The organism is Kitasatospora sp. SolWspMP-SS2h, assembly GCF_003259315.1.
Taxonomy (GTDB): domain Bacteria; phylum Actinomycetota; class Actinomycetes; order Streptomycetales; family Streptomycetaceae; genus Kitasatospora; species Kitasatospora fiedleri.
Window position 1 is genome coordinate 72,395 of sequence record NZ_QLLT01000025.1, and the last position, 20,225, is coordinate 92,619.

14 protein-coding genes are annotated in these 20,225 nt (G+C 71.9%); all 14 read left to right on the forward strand.

Annotation, left to right across the window (positions count from 1 at the left end; genetic code table 11):
• Nucleotides 1–76: 76 nt before the first annotated feature.
• The 14 genes from K353_RS26960 to serA all read left to right on the forward strand — a co-directional run bounded on the left by K353_RS26960 (nt 77) and on the right by serA (nt 20,024).
• The gene (locus K353_RS26960) at nt 77–1,666 is read left to right on the forward strand and encodes a bifunctional diguanylate cyclase/phosphodiesterase (RefSeq protein ID WP_111556131.1); all 1,590 of its coding nucleotides are present in this window, start codon (nt 77–79) and stop codon (nt 1,664–1,666) included.
• Nucleotides 1,667–1,833: 167 nt separating this feature from the next.
• Nucleotides 1,834–2,130, forward strand: a complete 297-nt coding sequence (gene gatC / locus K353_RS26965) for an Asp-tRNA(Asn)/Glu-tRNA(Gln) amidotransferase subunit GatC (protein ID WP_100836262.1) — start codon at nt 1,834–1,836, stop codon at nt 2,128–2,130.
• A gap of 5 nt (nt 2,131–2,135) precedes the next feature.
• Entirely contained in the window at nt 2,136–3,629 is a 1,494-nt protein-coding gene (gatA, locus tag K353_RS26970) for an Asp-tRNA(Asn)/Glu-tRNA(Gln) amidotransferase subunit GatA (protein ID WP_111556132.1), read from the forward strand.
• Nucleotides 3,626–3,865 carry a hypothetical protein gene (locus K353_RS26975; RefSeq protein ID WP_100836260.1) on the forward strand — a complete coding sequence of 80 codons (240 nt, stop codon included), beginning with the start codon at nt 3,626–3,628 and terminating at the stop codon, nt 3,863–3,865. Before gatA ends, K353_RS26975 begins: the two co-directional genes overlap by 4 nt.
• Nucleotides 3,866–3,955: 90 nt before the next feature.
• Nucleotides 3,956–5,359 (forward strand): AAA family ATPase, encoded by a 1,404-nt coding sequence (locus K353_RS26980; RefSeq protein WP_111556133.1) that lies wholly within the window; start codon nt 3,956–3,958, stop codon nt 5,357–5,359.
• Nucleotides 5,325–6,014: a DUF4276 family protein gene (locus tag K353_RS26985; protein WP_111556134.1), complete on the forward strand. Its 690-nt coding sequence runs from the start codon at nt 5,325–5,327 to the stop codon at nt 6,012–6,014. Before K353_RS26980 ends, K353_RS26985 begins: the two co-directional genes overlap by 35 nt.
• Nucleotides 6,015–6,076: 62 nt before the next feature.
• Nucleotides 6,077–7,576 (forward strand): Asp-tRNA(Asn)/Glu-tRNA(Gln) amidotransferase subunit GatB, encoded by a 1,500-nt coding sequence (gene gatB, locus K353_RS26990; protein WP_111556135.1) that lies wholly within the window; start codon nt 6,077–6,079, stop codon nt 7,574–7,576.
• A 203-nt stretch (nt 7,577–7,779) separates the two neighbouring features.
• Complete coding sequence (locus K353_RS26995; RefSeq protein ID WP_111556136.1) at nt 7,780–8,013, forward strand: hypothetical protein; 234 nt, start codon at nt 7,780–7,782, stop codon at nt 8,011–8,013.
• A 74-nt stretch (nt 8,014–8,087) separates the two neighbouring features.
• On the forward strand, nt 8,088–11,117 hold the full coding sequence (locus K353_RS27000; RefSeq protein WP_233533858.1) for a helix-turn-helix transcriptional regulator: 3,030 nt from the start codon (nt 8,088–8,090) through the stop codon (nt 11,115–11,117).
• A 322-nt stretch (nt 11,118–11,439) separates the two neighbouring features.
• A complete protein-coding gene (locus K353_RS27005; protein ID WP_111556138.1) occupies nt 11,440–14,451 on the forward strand; it encodes a bifunctional diguanylate cyclase/phosphodiesterase in 3,012 nt (1,003 codons plus the stop codon).
• A 271-nt stretch (nt 14,452–14,722) separates the two neighbouring features.
• Nucleotides 14,723–16,573 carry an acetolactate synthase large subunit gene (locus K353_RS27010; RefSeq protein WP_111556139.1) on the forward strand — a complete coding sequence of 617 codons (1,851 nt, stop codon included), beginning with the start codon at nt 14,723–14,725 and terminating at the stop codon, nt 16,571–16,573.
• 23 nt (nt 16,574–16,596) lie between these two features.
• Nucleotides 16,597–17,121 carry an acetolactate synthase small subunit gene (ilvN, locus tag K353_RS27015; RefSeq protein WP_100838483.1) on the forward strand — a complete coding sequence of 175 codons (525 nt, stop codon included), beginning with the start codon at nt 16,597–16,599 and terminating at the stop codon, nt 17,119–17,121.
• A 108-nt stretch (nt 17,122–17,229) separates the two neighbouring features.
• Nucleotides 17,230–18,228, forward strand: coding sequence for a ketol-acid reductoisomerase (ilvC, locus tag K353_RS27020; protein WP_111556140.1), 999 nt, complete (start codon nt 17,230–17,232; stop codon nt 18,226–18,228).
• A 215-nt stretch (nt 18,229–18,443) separates the two neighbouring features.
• On the forward strand, nt 18,444–20,024 hold the full coding sequence (gene serA / locus K353_RS27025) for a phosphoglycerate dehydrogenase (protein WP_111556141.1): 1,581 nt from the start codon (nt 18,444–18,446) through the stop codon (nt 20,022–20,024).
• The last annotated feature ends 201 nt before the right edge of the window (nt 20,025–20,225 follow it).

The window sequence follows — 20,225 nt, forward strand, 5'->3', positions numbered from 1 at the left end:
CGGCACCTCTGAGGAGAGGGGTGCCTCACCGTGAGGCGGCCCCGCCGGGGGGTGGGCCCGACGGAGGACTGGGCTTATGGATCGTACGACCGGCGGCGCGCCCACACGCCCGCCGCAGGGGGTGGCAGGGGCGGTCCTGCTGCTCGGCGTGCTGCTGGCCGGGGCCGCGCCGCTCATCCCGTTGGCCGTCCTGGTGTACCGCTACGAACCCGAGCTGCTCCCGCTGTTCGCGGTTCCCCTGGCCGTGCTGGTCGCCGCCTGGCGGATCGCCCGCGACCGGGCGCGGGACCAGCTCACCGACCCGCTCACCGACCTGCCCAACCGGCAGGCCCTGCTGATCGCCACCCAGGAGGCCCTGGCCCGGCACGAGGCCGAACCCGGCTACAGCGTCGGCCTGATCCTGCTCGACCTGGACCGCTTCCGCTCGCTCAACGACGCCCTCGGCCACACCGCGGGCGACCGGCTGCTGGTGCACATCGCCCGCCGGCTGCACCGCGCCCTGCGCACCGGCGCCGGCCACCCCCGGGACGGCGAGGACGGCACCGCGCTGCCCCCGCCGGTCCGCCGCGGCGAGCGCCCGGTGGTGGCCCGGATGGGCGGCGACGAGTTCGCCGTGCTGCTGCCCGGGGTGGGCAGCCCCGACCTGCTGGAGCGCACCGCGAAGGCGCTGATCGCCGAACTCGCCGCGCCCATCCGGCTGGACGGCCTGCTGCTGGTCCTGGAGGCCAGCGCCGGGGTGTGCGTCTACCCGACCCACGCCCAGGACGCGGAGTCGCTGCTGCGGCGCGCCGACGTCGCGATGGGCCACGCCCAGCACAGCCGCAGCGGCGTCGAGCGCTACGACGAGGCCCGCGACCTGGACACCCCGTACCGGATCGGCCTGCTCGGCGACCTGCGGCGGGCCATCGAGATGAACGAGGTGCAGCTGCACTACCAGCCGAAGGTGGCCTTCGACGGCAGCGTGGTCGGCCTGGAGGCGCTGGTGCGCTGGGAGCGGCCCGGGCAGGGGCGGGTCGCGCCGGACGAGTTCATCGCCCTCGCCGAGTCCTCCGGGCTGATGCCCCGGCTCACCGACTACGTGCTGGAGAGCGCCGTCGGGCAGATCGCCCGCTGGCGCAACCAGGGCCTGATGGTGCCCGTCGCGGTCAACGTCTCGCCGCGCGACGTCCTCAACCCCGGCTTCGCCGCCCGGGTCGCCGGACACCTCACCCGGCACCAGGTGCCCGCCGTGGCGCTCCAACTGGAGATCACCGAACGGCTGCTGCTGGACGACAGCCGACGGGCCGCCGACACCCTGGCCGAACTGCGCCGCTACGGCGTGCGGATGTCGCTGGACGACTTCGGCACCGGGCACTCCTCGATGGTGCGGCTGCGCAGCCTGCCGGTCGGCGAACTCAAGATCGACCGCTCCTTCGTCTCCCGGATGGTCGCCGACGACCACGACGCGGCCGTGGTGCGCTGCTCGGTGGAGCTCGCCCACTCGCTGGGGCTCACCGTGGTCGCCGAGGGCGTCGAGGACGACGAGACCTGGGAACGGCTCCAGGACATGGGCGTCGACGCCGTCCAGGGCTGGCTGGTCTCGGCGGCGCTGCCCGTCGACCAGGCCACCGCCTGGCTGCTGGTGCGGCGCAACGACGCGCCGCCGGTGGAGTCGCTGCCGCGCTGACCGCCCGCTCCGCGGGCCGCCCGGCAACGCCCCGGGCGGCCCCCGGAGCGTGCGCCCGGTCGGCGGTCCCCCTTCTGCCCATAGGATGGCCCCTTAGGACCGAAAGGACCGGCCTGCCCCGCGGGGCGGGGACCGGCCCACCAGAACTCACCCTTGAGGATCGCTGCATGCCTGGCATCACGCGCGAGGAGGTCGCCCACCTCGCCCGGCTGTCGCGTCTGGAGTTGCAGGCGGAAGAGTTGGACCACTTCGCCGAGCAGCTCGACGTGATCATCGGCGCGGTCGCCCGCGTTTCCGAGGTCGCGGGGCAGGACGTCCCGCCGACCTCCCACCCGCTCCCGCTCACCAACGTGATGCGGACGGACGAGGTGCGGCCGTCGCTGACCCCGGAGCAGGCGCTCTCCGGCGCCCCGGCCAGTGAGGACCAGCGTTTCCGCGTGCCGCAGATCCTCGGGGAGGACTGACCGAGATGACCGAGCTGATCAAGTACACGGCGGCCGAGACGGCCGCCGCGATCGCCACCGGCGAGGTCTCGGCGGTCGAGGTCGCCCAGGCCCACCTGGACCGGATCGACGCCGTCGACAAGAAGGTCAACGCCTTCCTGCACGTCGACCGCGAGGGCGCGCTGGCCGCGGCCGGCGCCGTCGACCGGAAGCGCGCGGCCGGCGCCGAGCTGGGCCCGCTGGCGGGCGTGCCGCTCGCGCTGAAGGACGTGTTCACCACCGCGGGCATCCCGACCACCTGCGGGTCGAAGATGCTCGAGGGCTGGATCCCGCCCTACGACGCCACCCTGACGAAGCGGCTCAAGGACGCCGACGTCGTCATCCTCGGCAAGACCAACATGGACGAGTTCGCGATGGGCTCCTCCACCGAGAACTCCGCCTACGGCCCGACCGGCAACCCGTGGGACCTCACCCGCATCCCCGGCGGCTCCGGCGGCGGCTCGGCCGCCGCGCTGGCCGCCTTCGAGGCGCCGCTGGCGATCGGCACCGACACCGGCGGCTCGATCCGCCAGCCCGGCGCCGTCACCGGCACCGTCGGCGTCAAGCCGACCTACGGCTCGGTGTCCCGCTACGGCCTGGTCGCCTTCTCCTCCTCGCTCGACCAGGGCGGCCCGTGCGCCCGCACCGTGCTCGACACGGCACTGCTGCACGAGGCGATCGCCGGGCACGACCCGCTCGACTCCACCTCCATCGACGCCCCCGTCCCCGACGTGGTCGCCGCCGCGAAGCTGCGCGACGTGCGCGGCATGCGGATCGGCGTGGTCAAGGAGTTCGCCGGCGAGGGCTACCAGGCCGGCGTCATGCAGCGCTTCCAGGAGTCCGTCGAGCTGCTGCGCGACCTGGGCGCCGAGGTCGTCGAGGTCTCCTGCCCGTCGTTCACGCTGGCGCTGCCCGCGTACTACCTGATCGCCCCGTCCGAGTGCTCCTCGAACCTCGCCCGGTTCGACGCCATGCGCTACGGCCTGCGGGTCGGCGACGACGGCACCCGCTCCGCCGAGCAGGTCACCGCGCTCACCCGCGAGGCCGGATTCGGCTCCGAGGTCAAGCGCCGCATCATCCTCGGCACCTACGCGCTGTCCTCCGGCTACTACGACGCCTACTACGGCTCCGCGCAGAAGGTCCGCACCCTGATCTCCCGGGACTTCGACGCCGCCTTCGCCGGCGTGGACGTGCTGGTCTCCCCGACCACCCCGACCACGGCATTCCCGATCGGCGAGCGGGCAGACGACCCGATGGCGATGTACCTCGCCGACCTGTGCACCATTCCCTCGAACCTGGCGGGCAACGCGGCCATGTCGCTGCCCTGCGGGCTCGCCCCGGAGGACAATCTCCCGGTCGGCCTGCAGATCATCGCCCCCGCGATGGCGGACGACCGCCTCTACCGCGTGGGCGGCGCCGTCGAGGCCGCACTCAACGACAAGTGGGGCCACGCCCTGCTGGAGGAGGCACCGGCACTATGAGCAAGATCGAGAAGGCCAAGGGCTGGAAGCACTCGAAGCCCGGACTCTGGCTGTCCATCGGCACCAGCGCCTTCGGCGCGATCTCCATCGTCAAGGAGGCCCGCACCGCGCGCTCCGACAACGACACCCTCAAGCTGGTCAACGCCCTGGTCGGCGCCGCCGCCCTGATCACCGGCACCGCGCTCCTCGTCCGCGAGCTCAAGCGTCTCGGCGACGACGACGTCCTGCTCGGCTGACTCGGTGAGTCGAGAGGCCTGGTGAGACGGTAGCGTTGAGCCAGGCCCTCCCGCCCTCTGGCCCACAATGAGAACAGGAGATGATTTAGAATGCTCACCAGGATCGAGATCGACGGATTCAAGTCGTTCTCGAATTTTGGTTTGGACATTTCTCCATTTCTTGTCATCCTTGGCCCAAATGCAAGCGGAAAGTCGAATCTGTTCGACGCGATTCAACAGCTTCGCTGGCTCGTGGGAAAGCCGTCCCTCTTTGACGCCTTTGCCGAGGCGCGAGGCGAGCTCGGCGAGCTTTTCCGTCGGCGGGGCGATGGTTCACAAGTGCCGCGCATGTCATTTGCAGTCGAGGTGCTTCTCGACCCCTCCGTCGCTGACCAGTTCGGTGCAGAGGTTGAAATCAACCACACCCGCTTGAGGTATGAGTTGACCATTGAGCAGCGCGGCGATTCCGACGGATTTGTTCGACCCTTTGTGGTGAAGGAGTCGGCTATCCCCTTGCGTGCAGCCGACGACAGGTGGGTGAAGAGTCATAGGGCGAGTCAAGCATTTCGCCGGGCTCATCTTTTCTACAAGCGGCAAACTCCACTGCTTGAGACCGTTCAAATTACCGAGACTGGACGGTCACTTTTCAAACTTGCACAGGAGGGCCGCCAGGGGCGAAAACGAGAGCTCTCTGCTGATGCGGCAGAAGCTACGGTTTTGTCGAGCATTACTTCAGCTGCCGACTTTCCCCTGCTCTATGCACTCCGCAAGGAAATCGAGTCCTGGCGCTTCCTTCAGCTTGATCCCGCTTCACTCCGAATGCCCAGTTCTTGGCAACAGCGAGGTGAGCAGCTCGATCCGAGTGGCGCAAATCTGGCGAAAGTACTTCGGCGCATTGAGCGTCGAACTGCTGGCGAGGGGTACAGTGCGCTTGATGATATGGCTGCCGATCTGACGCAAGTCATTAGGGGATTCAGCGAAGTCACGGTAGAGGAGAATAAGGCCAAGGAGCAGTGGGAGGTTTACCTCACCACCAGGGACGAGGGCAAAGTAAGCGCCAGGGTCGCCTCAGACGGAACCCTCCGAGTGCTTGCCCTGCTCGCCACTCTTTACGATCCAGACTATCGGGGCCTCGTGTGTTTCGAGGAGCCAGAGAACGGAATCTATCCTCAGCGGCTTCGTGACCTAGTTGGACACTTGCGAGAGCTGGTTACTGATCCTGCAGCCTCTGAGCTTGACGACGGCGAGCCTCTCTCGCAGTTGATCATGAGTAGCCATTCGCCGCTCCTTCTGCTAACGCTCCAGAAGGAAGACATTGTGGTGATGGACTGGGTTACCCGGCCCGAGCGACACAATGAAAGTGTCCGGAGTCGAGTTACGCGAGTTAGGCATCTACTTCCAGATGAGCAGCACGAGTTGCCGCTCGGGCTGGTAGGGACTGTAGTATCCGAGCAAGAGCGGCGGGCTTATCCTGCGATTTATGCAGACGAAGCTCGGCAGCTGCTGGAGGCATAGGTTGATCGGGCCTGAGCTTAATGCTTTCCTCATGGGGGAAGGCTCCACGGACTACGCGTTCCTGACGGTTTTGCTTGAGCGCGCTCTAGGGGAACTTGCCGTATGCAAGAGCCTCTCAGTCGCCCCTGTCCAGCGCTTGCAGGTCAATGTTGGTGACCCTATCGGTAGGCATCGGGCGATTTGTAGCGCCGCTCGTGATGCGGCACCCTCGCTGTCGGTCCTATTCGTCCATTACGACGGGTCGGCCTCCGTGGAGAGGGAAACGGGGAAGTACTGGGATCCGCTGCGCCGTGAATGGGAAAAGTTCGGCCCGAGTGGCCGCCTACTTCTGCGCGTTGTCCCAATTCAAGAGATGGAGAGTTGGGCGCTTGCTGATAGGAAAACGCTTCAGTCTGTCGTAGGAGCCTCTTGGAATGCTAAAGATATTTTTGAGGGTGGCAGGCTCGACCGGCCCGAGGAGCTATCTGACCCTAAGAGGACCCTTCGGGAGATCATTGCCGCTGGACGATCCAAGCGTCGCGTAAAGAGGGATCCTCGCGATTATCTTCCGCTCATCGCCGAGCGAATGAATCTTCGCACGCTTGAGCAGCTTTCTTCTTTCCGCCTCTGGCAATTGGAGACTGAAAAGGCTTTGGCTGATTTGAATTTCAATTGAGCCAGGGTGGATTTTATTCTATTCATTCCGCTTGTCTTTGAAGTGAAAGCAAAGGGGGCGCTGTGAGCGTCATGAGCCTGGTCTCCTACGAGGAGGCTCTCGCCTCGTACGACCCGGTGATGGGCCTTGAGGTCCACGTCGAGCTGGGTACCAAGACCAAGATGTTCTGCGGCTGCTCCACCGAGCTGGGCGCGGAGCCGAACTCGCAGACCTGTCCGACCTGCCTCGGCCTGCCCGGTTCGCTGCCGGTGGTCAACGCGGTCGGGGTGGAGTCGGCGGTCCGGATCGGTCTCGCGCTGAACTGCGAGATCGCCGAGTGGTGCCGGTTCGCCCGGAAGAACTACTTCTACCCGGACATGCCGAAGAACTTCCAGACCAGCCAGTACGACGAGCCGATCGCCTTCAACGGCTACCTCGACGTGCAGCTGGAGGACGGCGAGGTCTTCCGGGTGGAGATCGAGCGCGCCCACATGGAGGAGGACACCGGCAAGTCGACCCACGTCGGCGGCGCCACCGGGCGGATCCACGGCGCGGAGTACTCGCTGCTGGACTACAACCGGGCCGGCATCCCGCTGATCGAGATCGTCACCAAGCCGATCGAGGGCGCGGGCGCGCGCGCCCCCGAGGTGGCGAAGGCGTACGTCGCCGAGCTGCGCGAGCTGATCAAGGCGCTGGGCGTCTCCGAGGCCCGGATGGACAAGGGCCAGATGCGCTGCGACGTGAACCTGTCGCTGCGCCCCAACGGCACCGAGGCGTTCGGCACCCGCAGCGAGACCAAGAACGTCAACTCGCTGCGCAGCGTGGAGCGGGCCGCCCGGTTCGAGATCCAGCGGCACGCCACCGTGCTGACCGACGGCGGGACGATCGTCCAGGAGACCCGGCACTTCCACGAGGAGGACGGCTCCACCACGGCCGGCCGGATCAAGGACAACGCCGAGGACTACCGGTACTTCCCGGAGCCCGACCTGGTGCCGGTCGCCCCGGCCCGGGAGTGGGTCGAGGAGCTGCGGGCCTCGCTGCCGGAGCTGCCCCGGGTCCGCCGGGCCCGGCTGCAGGCCGAGTGGGGCCTGACCGACAAGGACATGCAGTCGGTGCTCAACGCCGGTGCGGTGGAGCCGATCTCGGAGACCATCGCGGCCGGCGCCCCCGCCGACCAGGCCCGCAAGTGGTGGATGGGCGAGCTGGCGCGGCGCGCCAACGAGACCGGCACCGAGCTGTCCGAGCAGCCGATCACCCCGGCCCAGGTGGCCCGGGTGTGCGCGCTGGTCGCCGAGGGCAAGCTCAACGACAAGCTGGCCCGCCAGGTCATCGAGGGCGTCCTCGCCGGCGAGGGCGAGCCGGACGACGTGGTGGCCGGGCGCGGCCTGGCCGTGGTCTCGGACGACTCCGCGCTCGGCGCGGCCGTCGACCAGGCGATCGCCGACAACCCGGGCGTCGCCGCCAAGATCCGCGACGGCAAGGTGCAGGCGGTGGGCGCGCTGGTCGGCGCGGTCATGAAGACCACCCGCGGCCAGGCCGACGCGGCCCGGGTCAAGGACCTCATCCTGGCGAAGCTGGTCTGAGGCGCCCACTGGGGTGCCTACGGCGTGACGGCGGTGCCTAAGGAGCCCCTTAGGCGGTTCCGCCCGCGGTGCCCGCCCCCGACCGGGGGCGGGCACCGGTGTTTTCCGGGCCGGCGGCCCGCCCGGATCGGGCAGGCTCCCCATGCGGCGCACCCCCCTGGGAGCGGAGGCTGGACACCAGCACGCGACGAGGGGAAGACACCGTGTACGAGTACGAGTTGTTCAAGTCGAGGGAACGCGAACTGCACGGCCGGGCCGCCGCCGACCGGCTGGCCCGCGAGGCGGCCGCCGCCGGCCGCGGCGGGCAGCGCACCGGGCTGGTGGCCCGGGTGGCCGGGGCGGTACGGGCGGGACGCCGGGGGGCCGCCGCGCCGCAGCGCGCCAAGTCCGGTGCGGAGCAGGGCCGTTCGGGCGCCGTGGCGGGCTGCGCGGGATGACCGGCGGGCCCGGCCGGTCCGACGGCCGGGATAACCGCTCGGCCGCGTCCGGGGGCTGTGGCATGCTCACCGGCATGGAGCAGACAGTCAGCCCGGTCTTCGTCGGACGCGGCCGGGAGAGCGGCCTGCTCGGTGCCGGGCTGGACCGGGCGGGGGCGGGGGAGCCGCAGGCCGTGCTGGTCGGCGGCGAGGCGGGGGTCGGCAAGACCCGGCTGCTGGAGGAGTTCCTGGCCCGGGCCGAGGTGGACGGCGCGGTCACCGCGCTCGGCGCCTGCCTGGAGGTCGGCGCCGAGGGCCTGCCGTACGGCCCGCTCTCGGCGGCGCTGCGCCGCCTGCACCGGCGGCTCGGGCCGGAGCTGGACGCCGCCGCCGCCGGGCTGGAGGGCCACCTCGCCCGGCTGCTGCCGGACTTCGGGGAGACCGACGGGGAGGGCAACGACGAGTACGGCCGGGCCCGGCTGTTCGAGCACACCGCCCGACTGTTCGAGCGGCTGGCCGGGGACCGGACGCTGGTGCTGGCCATCGAGGACCTGCACTGGTCGGACCGCTCCACCCGGGAGCTGCTCGCCTACCTGGTCCGCACCCTGCACCGCTCCCGGGTGCTGATCGTCGCCACCTACCGCACCGACGACCTGCACCGCCGCCACCCGCTGCGGCCGTTCCTGGCCGAACTGGAGCGGCTGCGCACCGTCCAGCGGATCGAACTGGAGCGCCTGGACCGGCCCGAGGTGGCCGCCCAGCTGGCCGGCATCCTCGGCCCCGAGACCCCCGGCCGGGACGTGGTGGACCGGATCCACCGCCGCTCCGAGGGCAACCCGTTCTTCGTCGAGGAGCTCGCCGCCGCCTACCGCGACGGCTGCCTGGCCTGCGTCACCGAATCGCTGCGCGACATCCTGCTGGTCCGGGTCGAGGCGCTGCCCGAGGAGGCCCAGCGGGTCGTCCGGATCGCCGCCGAGGGCGGCTCCCGGATCGAGCACGCGCTGCTCGCCGCCGTGGTCGCCGAGAGCGGCCCCGGCGGCCCCCGCACCGGCGAGGACGCGCTGATCGCCGCCCTGCGCACCGCCGTCGGCGCCAACATCCTGCGCCCCGACACCGACGGCGAGGGCTACCGGTTCCGGCACGCGCTGGTCCGCGAGGCGGTCTCCGACGACCTGCTGCCCGGCGAACGGCAGGCCGTCAACCGGCGGTTCGCCACCGTCCTGGAGGCCGACCCGGAACTCGTCCGGGCCGAACAGCGCACCGCCCGGCTCGCCGACTACTGGTACCACGCCCACCAGCCCGCCCGGGCGCTGCCCGCCGCCCTCGACGCCGCCCGGGCCGCCCGCCGCCGCAACGCCTTCGCCGAACAGCTCACCATGCTCGAACGGGCCGTCGAACTCTGGGACACCGTCTCCGAACAGACCCTCGCCACCACCCTGCGCCCCTACGACTGGGCCGAGACCTACCCGCCCTGCGCCTGCGACGACGGCGAGCACGAGGACTGCGAGCGGCTGCAACTCGTCGACGTCCTGGCCGAAGCGGTGGTCGCCGCCCGCCGGGCCGGCGACCGCGACCGCGGCCAGGGCCTGGCCCGCCGCGCCCTCGCCCTGGTCGACGAGGCCGGCAACCCGCTGCGCGCCGCCTGGTTCCGGCTCCAGCGCGCCAAGATGCTCGACCAGCTCAAGCGCAGCGGCGGCCTGGAGGAGATCCAGTACGCCCAGCGGCTGGTCCAGGACCTCGGCCCGTCCGCCGTGCAGGCCGAGGCGCTCGCCCTGGAGGCCGCCCACGCCCTGCTCCGCAACCCCGGCCCCGCCGCCGTCGCCACCGCCGAACGGGCCGTGGAGGTCGCCCGCCAGGCCGACGCGCCCTCCGTCGAGGTGCACGCCCGGGTCACCCTGGCCGGACTGCTCGGCGACTCCGCGGACGCCGAACGGGCCGTCGCCCTGCTCGCCGCCGCCGTCGAACAGGCCCGCCCGCTCGGCAACGCCGACGTGCACACCCGCGGCCTGAACAACCTGGCCAGCCTGCTGCTCTCGGTCGGCCGCGCCGAGGAGGCCGCCACCGCCGCCCGGCAGGGCCTGGAGGCCGCCCGCCGCAGCGGGCTGATGCTCAACACCGGCCCGATCCTCACCGGCAACCTCGCCGAGGCGCTGCTCGCCGCCGGCCGCACCGAGGAGGCCGCCGCCGTCCTCGCCGACTGGGACGACAAGCCGGAGGCCGACACCCACGGCGAGTTCATGGACCGGCTGCGCGGCGAACTCGCCCTGCTCCGCGGCGACCTGGCCGAGGCCGAGACCCACTGGGCCGCCGCCCACGCCAGCGGCGGCGGCGGCGCCCAACCCCAGCACGTCCTGCCCACCGCCACCCTCGGGGTCCGGCTGGCCGTCCGGCTCGGCCGCCCCGAACAGGCCCGCGACCGGCTCGCCGAGGCGCTCGACGGCACCGTGCTGACCCGGCAGGGCGGCCACCTGTTCCCGCTGCTCACCCACGCCGCCGAGGCCGAGGCCGACCAGCACCCGCGCACCCCCGAGGGCGAGGCCGCCCTCGCCCGGATCGCCGCCGAGGCCGCCCGGCTCACCCCGCGCTGCGCCCTCGACCGCGGCTGGGCCGCCCTGCTGGCCGGCGAACTCGCCCGCGCCGCCGGCCGCCCCGCCGCCGACCACCGGCAGCGGGCCGTCACCGAACTGCGCGCCGCCGCCCTGCCCGGCCCGCTCGCGCTGGCCCTGCTGCGCGCCGCCGAGGACGCCGCCGCCGGCGGCGACCGGGAGACCGCCGCCGACCTGCTGCACGAGGCCGCCGAACTCGCCCGCCGGCGCGGCGACCTGACCACCCGCCGGGACGCCGGACTGCTGGCCGGCCGGCTCGGCCTGGACCGCCGGGCCGGCGCCGGCGCCGACCCGGGCTTCGGCCTCACCCCGCGCGAGCGGGACGTGCTGCGCCGGCTCACCCTGGGCCGGAGCAACCGGCAGATCGCCGAGGAGCTGTTCATCTCGCCGAAGACCGCCAGCGTGCACGTCTCCAACATCCTGGCCAAGCTCGCCGTCGGCGGCCGCGGCGAGGCCGCCGCGCTGGCCCACCGGCTGCGGCTGTTCCCGGACGAGGAGCCCGCCACCAGCGGCTCCTGAACCCCCGTCACGAACCGTCCCGGGCCCGTCACGAACCGTCCCGACTCCCGTCCCGGCTCCGTCCCGACCCCGCCCCGAGGCCGTCCCGGGCCTGCCGCGGGCCCGCCGGGCGCCGCTCCGCGTCCCGCTCCGGGCCCCGCCCCCGGCACCGCCGCCGCCCCGGCCCGCCTGAGCCGAACGGGCGATCCCGCCGCCAACCGGCTCCGCACCACCTGCGGTTCATTACTCTAAGTTGAGCGGACGTGCCAGTGCGTGACCGCAGTGGTGTAGGGTCCGAAGCGGGAACACCGGTACGGCCGCGGGCCGGAGGGGGAGATGTCGATTGAACTCCACCGAGTCGGCGCCGCCTGCCCGCCCCCCGCTCCGCCGCCTGACGGCCGGGCTGCTCGCGGTGCTCTGCGCCGGGTACGCCGCCGGCGCCGCCGTCGGCTGGGGATCGAGTGAACTCGCGCTGGTGATGGGGGACTTCGGTCTCGCCGGGGCGGCCCTCGTGGCCGCCCTGTCCTGTCTGGCGCACGGCGTCGCGGTGGGCGGCCACACCCGGCCGGCCTGGCTGCTGTTCGGGCTCTCCTCGGCGATGGTCGCGCTCGGCAACGGCGCCTGGGGCTGGTACGAGGTGGTGCTCCGCCGACCGCTGCCGCCGGACTCGCTGGCCGACTACACCTTCCTGCTGTTCGCCCCGCTGGCCATCATCGGCCTGCTGGTGCTGGCCCAGCGCCCGCGCACCCCGGCCGGCTGGCTCTGCCTGCTGCTGGACGGCTGGCTGGTGGCCGGCTCGCTGTTCACGCTCAGCTGGAGCCTGGCGCTGGGCCGGGTCGCGGCCGGCGACGGCGACGACCCGCTGAAGCTGGCCCTCGGCCTGGGCTACCCGGTGCTGGACATCCTGCTGGTCAGCCTGGTGGTCGGGCTGCGCTTCCGGGGCCGGGACGGCAACCGGACGGCGGTGCACACCGCGATGCTCGGCCTGGCGCTGACCGTGGTCTGCGACGCGCTGTTCACCACCCCGCAGTTCCACAGCGACTACCACTCCGGCGAACTGCTGGACGCGGGCTGGTTCGCCGGCTCGCTGCTGCTGGCCTGGGCCCCCTGGCAGCACCGCCGCCGCCCGTCCCGCGAGCACCCGTCCGCCCAGGGCCTGCCGCGCCGCCGGGTGTCCTCCACCTTCAGCGCGCTCACCCCGTACGCGGCGGCGGCGGTGTGCACCGCGGGCATCCTCTACAACGCGCTCGGCGGCCGCGCGCTGGACCGGGTGATGCTGGCCGCCGCCAGCACCGTCGGCCTGGCGCTGATCGTCCGGCAGGGCGTGATGCTGCTGGACAACCTCTCGCTGGCGCAGGAACTCGCCACCAAGGAGGCGCACTTCCGCTCCCTGGTGCAGGGCTCCAGCGACGTCATCATGATCGCCGGGCCGTCCGGGGCGCTGTCCTACGTCAGCCCCGCCGCGCTGCGGGTCTACAACCGGGACCCGGAGGACCTGGTCGGCGGCAACCTGCTCAACCTGGTCCACCCCGAGGACGTCGACCGGGTGCTGGCCGAGGTCCGCCGCATCCTGGCCCGCACCAGGGGGGCGAGGTTCAGCAACGGCGAGCCCTCCGCCCGGGTCGAGTGCCGGATCCGCTCCGGCGAGGGGGAGTGGCTGCACGTGGAGTCCACCGTCAACCCGTACCGGGACGGCCTGATCCTGAACAGCCGCGACATCACCGAGCGGGTCCGGCTGCAGGCCCAGCTCCAGCACAACGCCTTCCACGACCCGCTCACCGACCTGCCCAACCGGGCCCTGTTCGCCCAGCGGGTCCGGGCCGCGCTCTCCGCGCAGGGCCCGGTCGGCACCACCGTCGCGGTGCTCTTCCTCGACCTGGACGGCTTCAAAGCGGTCAACGACAGCGCCGGGCACCAGGTCGGCGACGAACTGCTGGTGCAGGCCGCCCGCCGGCTGCAGTCCGCCGTCCGCGGCGAGGACACCGTGGCCCGGTTCGGCGGCGACGAGTTCGCGGTGCTGGTGCGCGGCCGGCTCGGCCACCCGCAGGTCCGCGACCTGGCCGAGCGGATCCGCGGCGCGCTCTCCGAGCCGTACTGGATCGGCGGGGCCGAACTCGGCGTCGCCGCCTCGATCGGCATCGCCTTCGGCCCCGACGCCCCGCTGCCGGTGCCCGAACCCGCCCCCGCCGCGGCCCGCCCGGACGCGGGGAGCAGGGACGCGGGCGGCAGGGAGCCCGCCCGCCGGGGTCGGGACGGCGCCGAGGGTCCCGCCGCGGCCGCCGCCGACGAGCTGCTGCGCAACGCCGACCTGGCGATGTACCAGGCCAAGTCCCGCGGCAAGGGCCGGGTGGTGCTCTACAGTCCCGCGATGCGCGCCGAGCTCGACCGCCGCGGCGAGCTGGAGGAGCGGTTGCGGGCCGCCGTCCGGGAGGGCTCCTTCACCCTGCTCCACCAGCCGGTGGTCGAACTCGCGGGCGGCCGGCTCACCGGCGTCGAGGCGCAGGCCCGCTGGCGCTCGGCCGGCGGACTGCTGCTCACCCCCGCCGAGTTCCTGCGCACCGCCGAATCCGGCGACGCCGCCACCCGGTTCACCCGCTGGCTGCTGACCGAGGCGGTCGCCGCCGCCGCCCGCCGCACCGGTGGCCCGGCCGCCCCGCCCGTCCCGGTCACCGTCCGGCTCGCCGCCGAGCGGATCTGCGCTCCCGGCCTGTACGAGACGCTGGCCGCCGCGCTGCGCGACACCGGGCTGCCGCCCGAGCTGCTGGTGCTGGAGGTGGCCCGGACCGGGCCGGACGCGACGGCCGACGAACTCGGCCGCCGGCTGGCCGCGCTGCGCCGCCTCGGGGTGTCCACCGCGCTGGCCGGGTTCGGGGCCGGCGGCGGCTCGCTGGGCGCGCTGGCCCGGCTCCCGTTCGACGCGCTCAAGCTCGACCGCAGCCTGGTGCAGGACATCGCCGAGTCCCCCCTGACCCGCGCGCTGGCCGGCCACGCGCTGCGGCTGGCCCGCGACCTCGGCCTGGCCACCGGCGCCGACGGGGTGGACCACCCCCGGCAGGTGGCCGTCCTGCAGGAGCTGGGCTGCCGCCGCGGCCAGGGCCTGGCCTTCGACCGGCCGCTGGACGAACTGCGGCTGCGCCGCGCCCTGCTGCGCCGCGGCTACCCGGTGCCGCGGCAGCCCCAGGGCGGGACGGGCCGCCGTCCGCTGCTCACCCCCGACCCGCGGACGGGTGGTCTGGCCGAGGCCGCCACCGTCCGCCCGGGCTCCCCGCACACCGGCCTCGACCTGCCACAACGGCATCCGGTGGGCGGTCCGAGCGGCGGCCCGCATGGTGAGACGGCGGTCCCACCGGCTTGACACCCGCCACCGCGTGGGAGGAAGGTCGGTGCCATGACCACCCGAATTCTCGTACTTGGCGGGCGCGTCGGCTGAACCGGCCTGACGCGCCTCCCCCTCGCATGCCCTGGGCACGAGGGGTTTTTTGTTGCACGAATGCTGGTCGGCCATCGCCCCGCACCCGGCCTCAACCACCTGAAATCCGGACGATTGAGGCAGTGCCGGAGACCGGCCGGGACCGTTCGCCACCCGGACCGTCGCCCCCGAGCAGAACCCGAGAAGAGACAGGCAGATGACTGAGCACGCCGCAACCCCCCGCCGCGGGGACCACCCGGCCGCGCACGCTCCGGGTCCCCAGACCACCGAGACCATGACCGGCGCGCAGTCGCTCATCCGCTCGCTCGAAGCCGTGGGCGCCGACACCGTGTTCGGCATCCCGGGCGGGGCGATCCTCCCCGCGTACGACCCGCTGATGGACTCCACCAAGGTCCGCCACATCCTGGTCCGCCACGAGCAGGGCGCCGGCCACGCCGCGACCGGCTACGCGCAGGCCACCGGCCGGGTCGGCGTCTGCATGGCCACCTCCGGCCCCGGCGCGACCAACCTGGTCACCCCGATCGCCGACGCGTACATGGACTCGGTGCCGATCGTCGCGATCACCGGCCAGGTCGCCTCCAAGGCGATCGGCACGGACGCCTTCCAGGAGGCGGACATCTGCGGCATCACCATGCCGATCACCAAGCACAACTACCTGGTGACCGACCCGGCCGAGATCCCCCGGGTCATCGCCGAGGCGTTCCACATCGCCGCCACCGGCCGCCCCGGCCCGGTCCTGGTCGACATCGCCAAGGACGCCCTCCAGTCGCAGACCGTCTTCCGGTGGCCGGTCGAGGCCGCGCTGCCCGGTTACCGCCCCGTCACCAAGCCGCACGCCAAGCAGATCCGCGAGGCCGCCAAGCTGCTGGTCAGTGCCAAGCGCCCGGTGCTGTACGTCGGCGGCGGCGTGCTCAAGGCCAACGCGGGCGCCGAGCTGCGCATCCTGGCCGAGCTGACCGGCGCGCCGGTGATCACCACCCTGATGGCGATCGGCGTCTTCCCGGACAGCCACCCGCAGCACCTGGGCATGCCCGGCATGCACGGCTCGGTCCCCGCCGTCACCGCGCTGCAGAAGAGCGACCTGCTGTTCGCCCTGGGCGCCCGCTTCGACGACCGGGTCACCGGCAAGCTCGACTCCTTCGCCCCGCACGCCAAGGTCGTGCACGCGGACATCGACCCCGCCGAGATCGGCAAGAACCGCGCGGCGGACGTCCCGATCGTCGGCGACGCCCGCGAGGTGCTGGCCGACCTGATCGTCGCCGTCCAGGCCGAGTTCGACGCGGGCCGCCGGGGCGACTACACCGAGTGGTGGGTCCGGCTGAACGAGTGGAAGAAGACCTACCCGCTGGGCTACGAGCCGGCCCCCGAGGGCGAGCTCTCCCCGCAGCAGGTGATCGAGCGGATCGGCCAGCTGGTCGGCCCGGACGCGATCTACGCGGCGGGCGTCGGCCAGCACCAGATGTGGGCCAGCCAGTTCATCCGGTTCGAGAAGCCCGCCACCTGGCTGAACTCCGGCGGCGCCGGGACGATGGGCTACGCCGTCCCGGCCGCGATGGGCGCCAAGGCCGGCCGGCCCGACGTCCCGGTCTGGGCGATCGACGGCGACGGCTGCTTCCAGATGACCAACCAGGAACTGACCACCTGCACCCTGAACAACCTCCCGATCAAGGTCGCGGTGATCAACAACGGCTCGCTGGGCATGGTCCGCCAGTGGCAGACGCTGTTCTACAACCAGCGCTACTCCAACACCGTGCTGCACGCGGGCCCCGACCACGACGGCATCGAGCCGCCCGCCCAGGGCACCCGCGTCCCGGACTTCGTGCTGCTCTCCGAGGCGATGGGCGCGGTCGGCCTGCGCTGCGAGCGCCCCGAGGACCTGGACGCCGTGATCAAGCAGGCGATGGAGATCAACGACCGCCCGGTGGTCATCGACTTCATCGTCCACCAGGACGCGATGGTCTGGCCGATGGTCGCGGCCGGCACCAGCAACGACGAGATCCAGTTCGCCCGGGGCGTGCGCCCCGACTTCGGCGACGACCTGGACTGACGGACTAGAAAGCGATGACCACCATGTCCAAGCACACCCTGTCCGTCCTGGTCGAGAACAAGCCCGGCGTGCTCGCCCGGATCGCCGCGCTGTTCTCCCGCCGCGGGTTCAACATCGACTCGCTCGCGGTCGGCCCGACCGAGCACCCCGACATCTCCCGGATGACCATCGTGGTCAACGTGGAGGAACTGCCGCTGGAGCAGGTCACCAAACAGCTCAACAAGCTGGTCAACGTGATCAAGATCGTCGAGCTGGACCAGTCCCAGGCGGTCCAGCGCGAGCTGGTCCTGGTCAAGGTCCGGGCCGACGCGGAGACCCGCTCCCAGGTCACCGAGATCGTCCAGCTGTTCCGCGCCAAGACCGTCGACGTGTCGCCCGACGCGGTGACCATCGAGGCCACCGGCTCCTCGGACAAGCTGGAGGCCATGCTGCGGATGCTGGAGCCGTACGGCGTCAAGGAGTTGGTGCAGTCCGGGCTGGTCGCGATCGGCCGGGGGGCCCGCTCCATCACGGACCGCTCGCTGCGCGCCCTCGACCGCTCCGCCTGACCCGCCCGCCACCACCGTCTTACCAACTGAGCACTGCCGTCGAAGACCGCCGAGTGGGCCTACGGTAGGAACCCCCGGCACCACCACCACGCAAGGAGATGTGCCCCCGTGGCCGAGCTGTTCTACGAAGACGACGCCGACCTGTCCATCATCCAGGGCCGCAAGGTCGCGGTCATCGGCTACGGCAGCCAGGGCCACGCCCACGCGCTGTCGCTGCGCGACTCGGGCGTGGACGTCCGGGTCGGTCTGCTGGAGGGCTCCAAGTCCCGCGCCGCCGCCCAGGAGGCGGGCCTGCGCGTGGTGACCCCGTCCGAGGCCGCGGCCGAGGCCGACGTCATCATGATCCTGGTGCCGGACCCGATCCAGGCCGACGTCTACAAGGACGCGATCGAGCCGAACCTGAAGGCGGGCGACGCGCTGTTCTTCGGCCACGGCCTGAACATCCGCTTCGGCTTCATCCAGCCGCCGGCCGACGTCGACGTCTGCATGGTCGCCCCGAAGGGCCCGGGCCACCTGGTCCGCCGCCAGTACCAGGAGGGCCGCGGCGTCCCCTGCATCGTGGCCGTCGAGCAGGACGCCACCGGCAAGGCCTTCGACCTGGCGCTGTCCTACGCCAAGGGCATCGGCGGCACCAAGGCCGGCGTCATCAAGACCACCTTCACCGAGGAGACCGAGACCGACCTGTTCGGCGAGCAGGCCGTCCTCTGCGGTGGCACCGCCGCCCTGGTCAAGGCCGGTTTCGAGACCCTGGTCGAGGCGGGCTACCAGCCCGAGATCGCCTACTTCGAGTGCCTGCACGAGCTGAAGCTCATCGTCGACCTGATGTACGAGGGCGGCCTGGAGAAGATGCGCTGGTCGGTCTCCGAGACCGCCGAGTGGGGCGACTACGTGACCGGCCCCCGCATCATCACCGCCGACACCAAGGCGGAGATGAAGAAGGTCCTCGCCGAGATCCAGGACGGCACCTTCGCCAACACCTGGATCGCCGAGTACAAGGCGGGCCTGCCGAAGTACAACGAGTACAAGAACGCGGACGGCGAGCACCTGCTGGAGACCACCGGCAAGAAGCTCCGCAAGCTGATGAGCTGGGTGGACCAGGAGGCCTGATCCCGCCTCCGCACCGGTTGTACAACAAGGCTGTTCCCGTCCGGGTGATTTCGCCGGACGGGAGCAGTCCCCGTACCACCCCGCCGATAGACTCCGAACCACGCGTCAGGCCCACAGCGTCGTGCGTCTAGCTACGCGACATGCCACCTTCCCCCCGCCCTGTGCGCGCCACCTCCGTGCGGCGGGGTGAACCGGACAGTTAAGGACACACTGTCGTGAGCAAATCTGTCGTACTGATCGCCGAAGAGCTGTCGCCCGCCACCGTCGACGCGCTGGGCCCCGACTTCGAGATCCGGCACTGCAACGGCGCCGACCGCACCGAGCTGCTGACCGCGATCGCCGACGTCGACGCCGTCCTGATCCGCTCCGCCACCAAGGTGGACGCCGAGGCGCTGGCCGCCGCCAAGAAGCTGAAGGTCGTCGCCCGGGCCGGCGTCGGCCTGGACAACGTGGACGTGGCCGCCTCCACCAAGGCCGGCGTGATGGTCGTCAACGCGCCGACCTCGAACATCGTCACCGCCGCCGAGCTGGCCTGCGGCCTGCTGATCTCGGTCGCCCGCAACATCGCGCCCGCCAACGCCGCGCTCAAGGGCGGCGAGTGGAAGCGCAACAAGTACACCGGCGTCGAGCTGAGCGAGAAGGTGCTCGGCGTGGTCGGCCTCGGCCGGATCGGCGTGCTAGTCGCGCAGCGGATGTCCGCGTTCGGCATGAAGATCGTCGCGTACGACCCCTACATCCAGGCCGCCCGCGCGGCCCAGATGGGCGTCAAGCTGCTCTCCCTGGAGGAGCTGCTGGAGGTCGCGGACTTCATCACCGTCCACCTCCCGAAGACCCCGGAGACCATCGGCCTGATCGGCGACGAGGCGCTGCACAAGGTCAAGCCGAGCGTGCGGATCGTCAACGCGGCCCGCGGCGGCATCGTCGACGAGGACGCGCTGCTGCGCGCCCTCCAGGAGGGCCGGGTCGCCGGCGCCGGCCTGGACGTGTACGCCAAGGAGCCGTGCACCGACTCGCCGCTGTTCGCCTTCGACAACGTGGTCGCCACCCCGCACCTGGGCGCCTCCACCGACGAGGCGCAGGAGAAGGCCGGCATCGCGGTCGCCCGCTCGGTGCGCCTGGCGCTGGCCGGCGAGCTGGTGCCGGACGCGGTCAACGTCCAGGGCGGCGTGATCGCCGAGGACGTCCGCCCGGGCCTGCCGCTGGCCGAGAAGCTCGGCCGGATCTTCACCGCGCTGGCCGGCGAGGTCGCCGTCCGGCTGGACGTCGAGGTCCGCGGCGAGATCACCCAGCACGACGTCAAGGTGCTCGAACTCTCCGCGCTGAAGGGCGTGTTCGAGGACGTGGTGGCCGAGACGGTGTCCTACGTCAACGCCCCGCTGTTCGCCCAGGAGCGCGGCGTCGAGGTGCGGCTGACCACCTCCAGCGAGTCGCCCGAGCACCGCAACGTGATCACCGTGCGCGGCACCCTGGCCGACGGCGGCGAGGTGTCGATCTCCGGCACCCTGTCCGGCCCGAAGCAGGCCCAGAAGATCGTCGGCGTGGACGGCTTCGACGTCGACGTGGCGCTCACCGACCACATGGCGTTCTTCCACTACCAGGACCGCCCCGGCGTGGTCGGCACCCTGGGCCGCATCCTCGGCGACGCGGGCATCAACATCGCCGGCATGCAGGTCGCCCGGGACGGCGACAGCGCGCTGGCCTCGATCACCGTGGACAGCGAGGTCTCCCCGGAGGTCCTGTCCGAGATCGCGACCGCGATCGGCGCCAAGTTCGCCCGCTCGGTGAACCTGGGCTGACGCCCCGGCAGCTCCGAACGGCCCTTCCGACCTTGAGGCGGAAGGGCCGTTCGCATACCCCGGCGTGAACTCCGTCTCAGATACTAGGAAATCCAAGTAAATCTGCTGACCTCGCGGCCCCGCCGTCGTACCGTGGAGTAGTCCTACGGTGAGCCACCCCCGCAACGACGGGGCGAGCGGCCCGTACGGCCCGTACGCGGT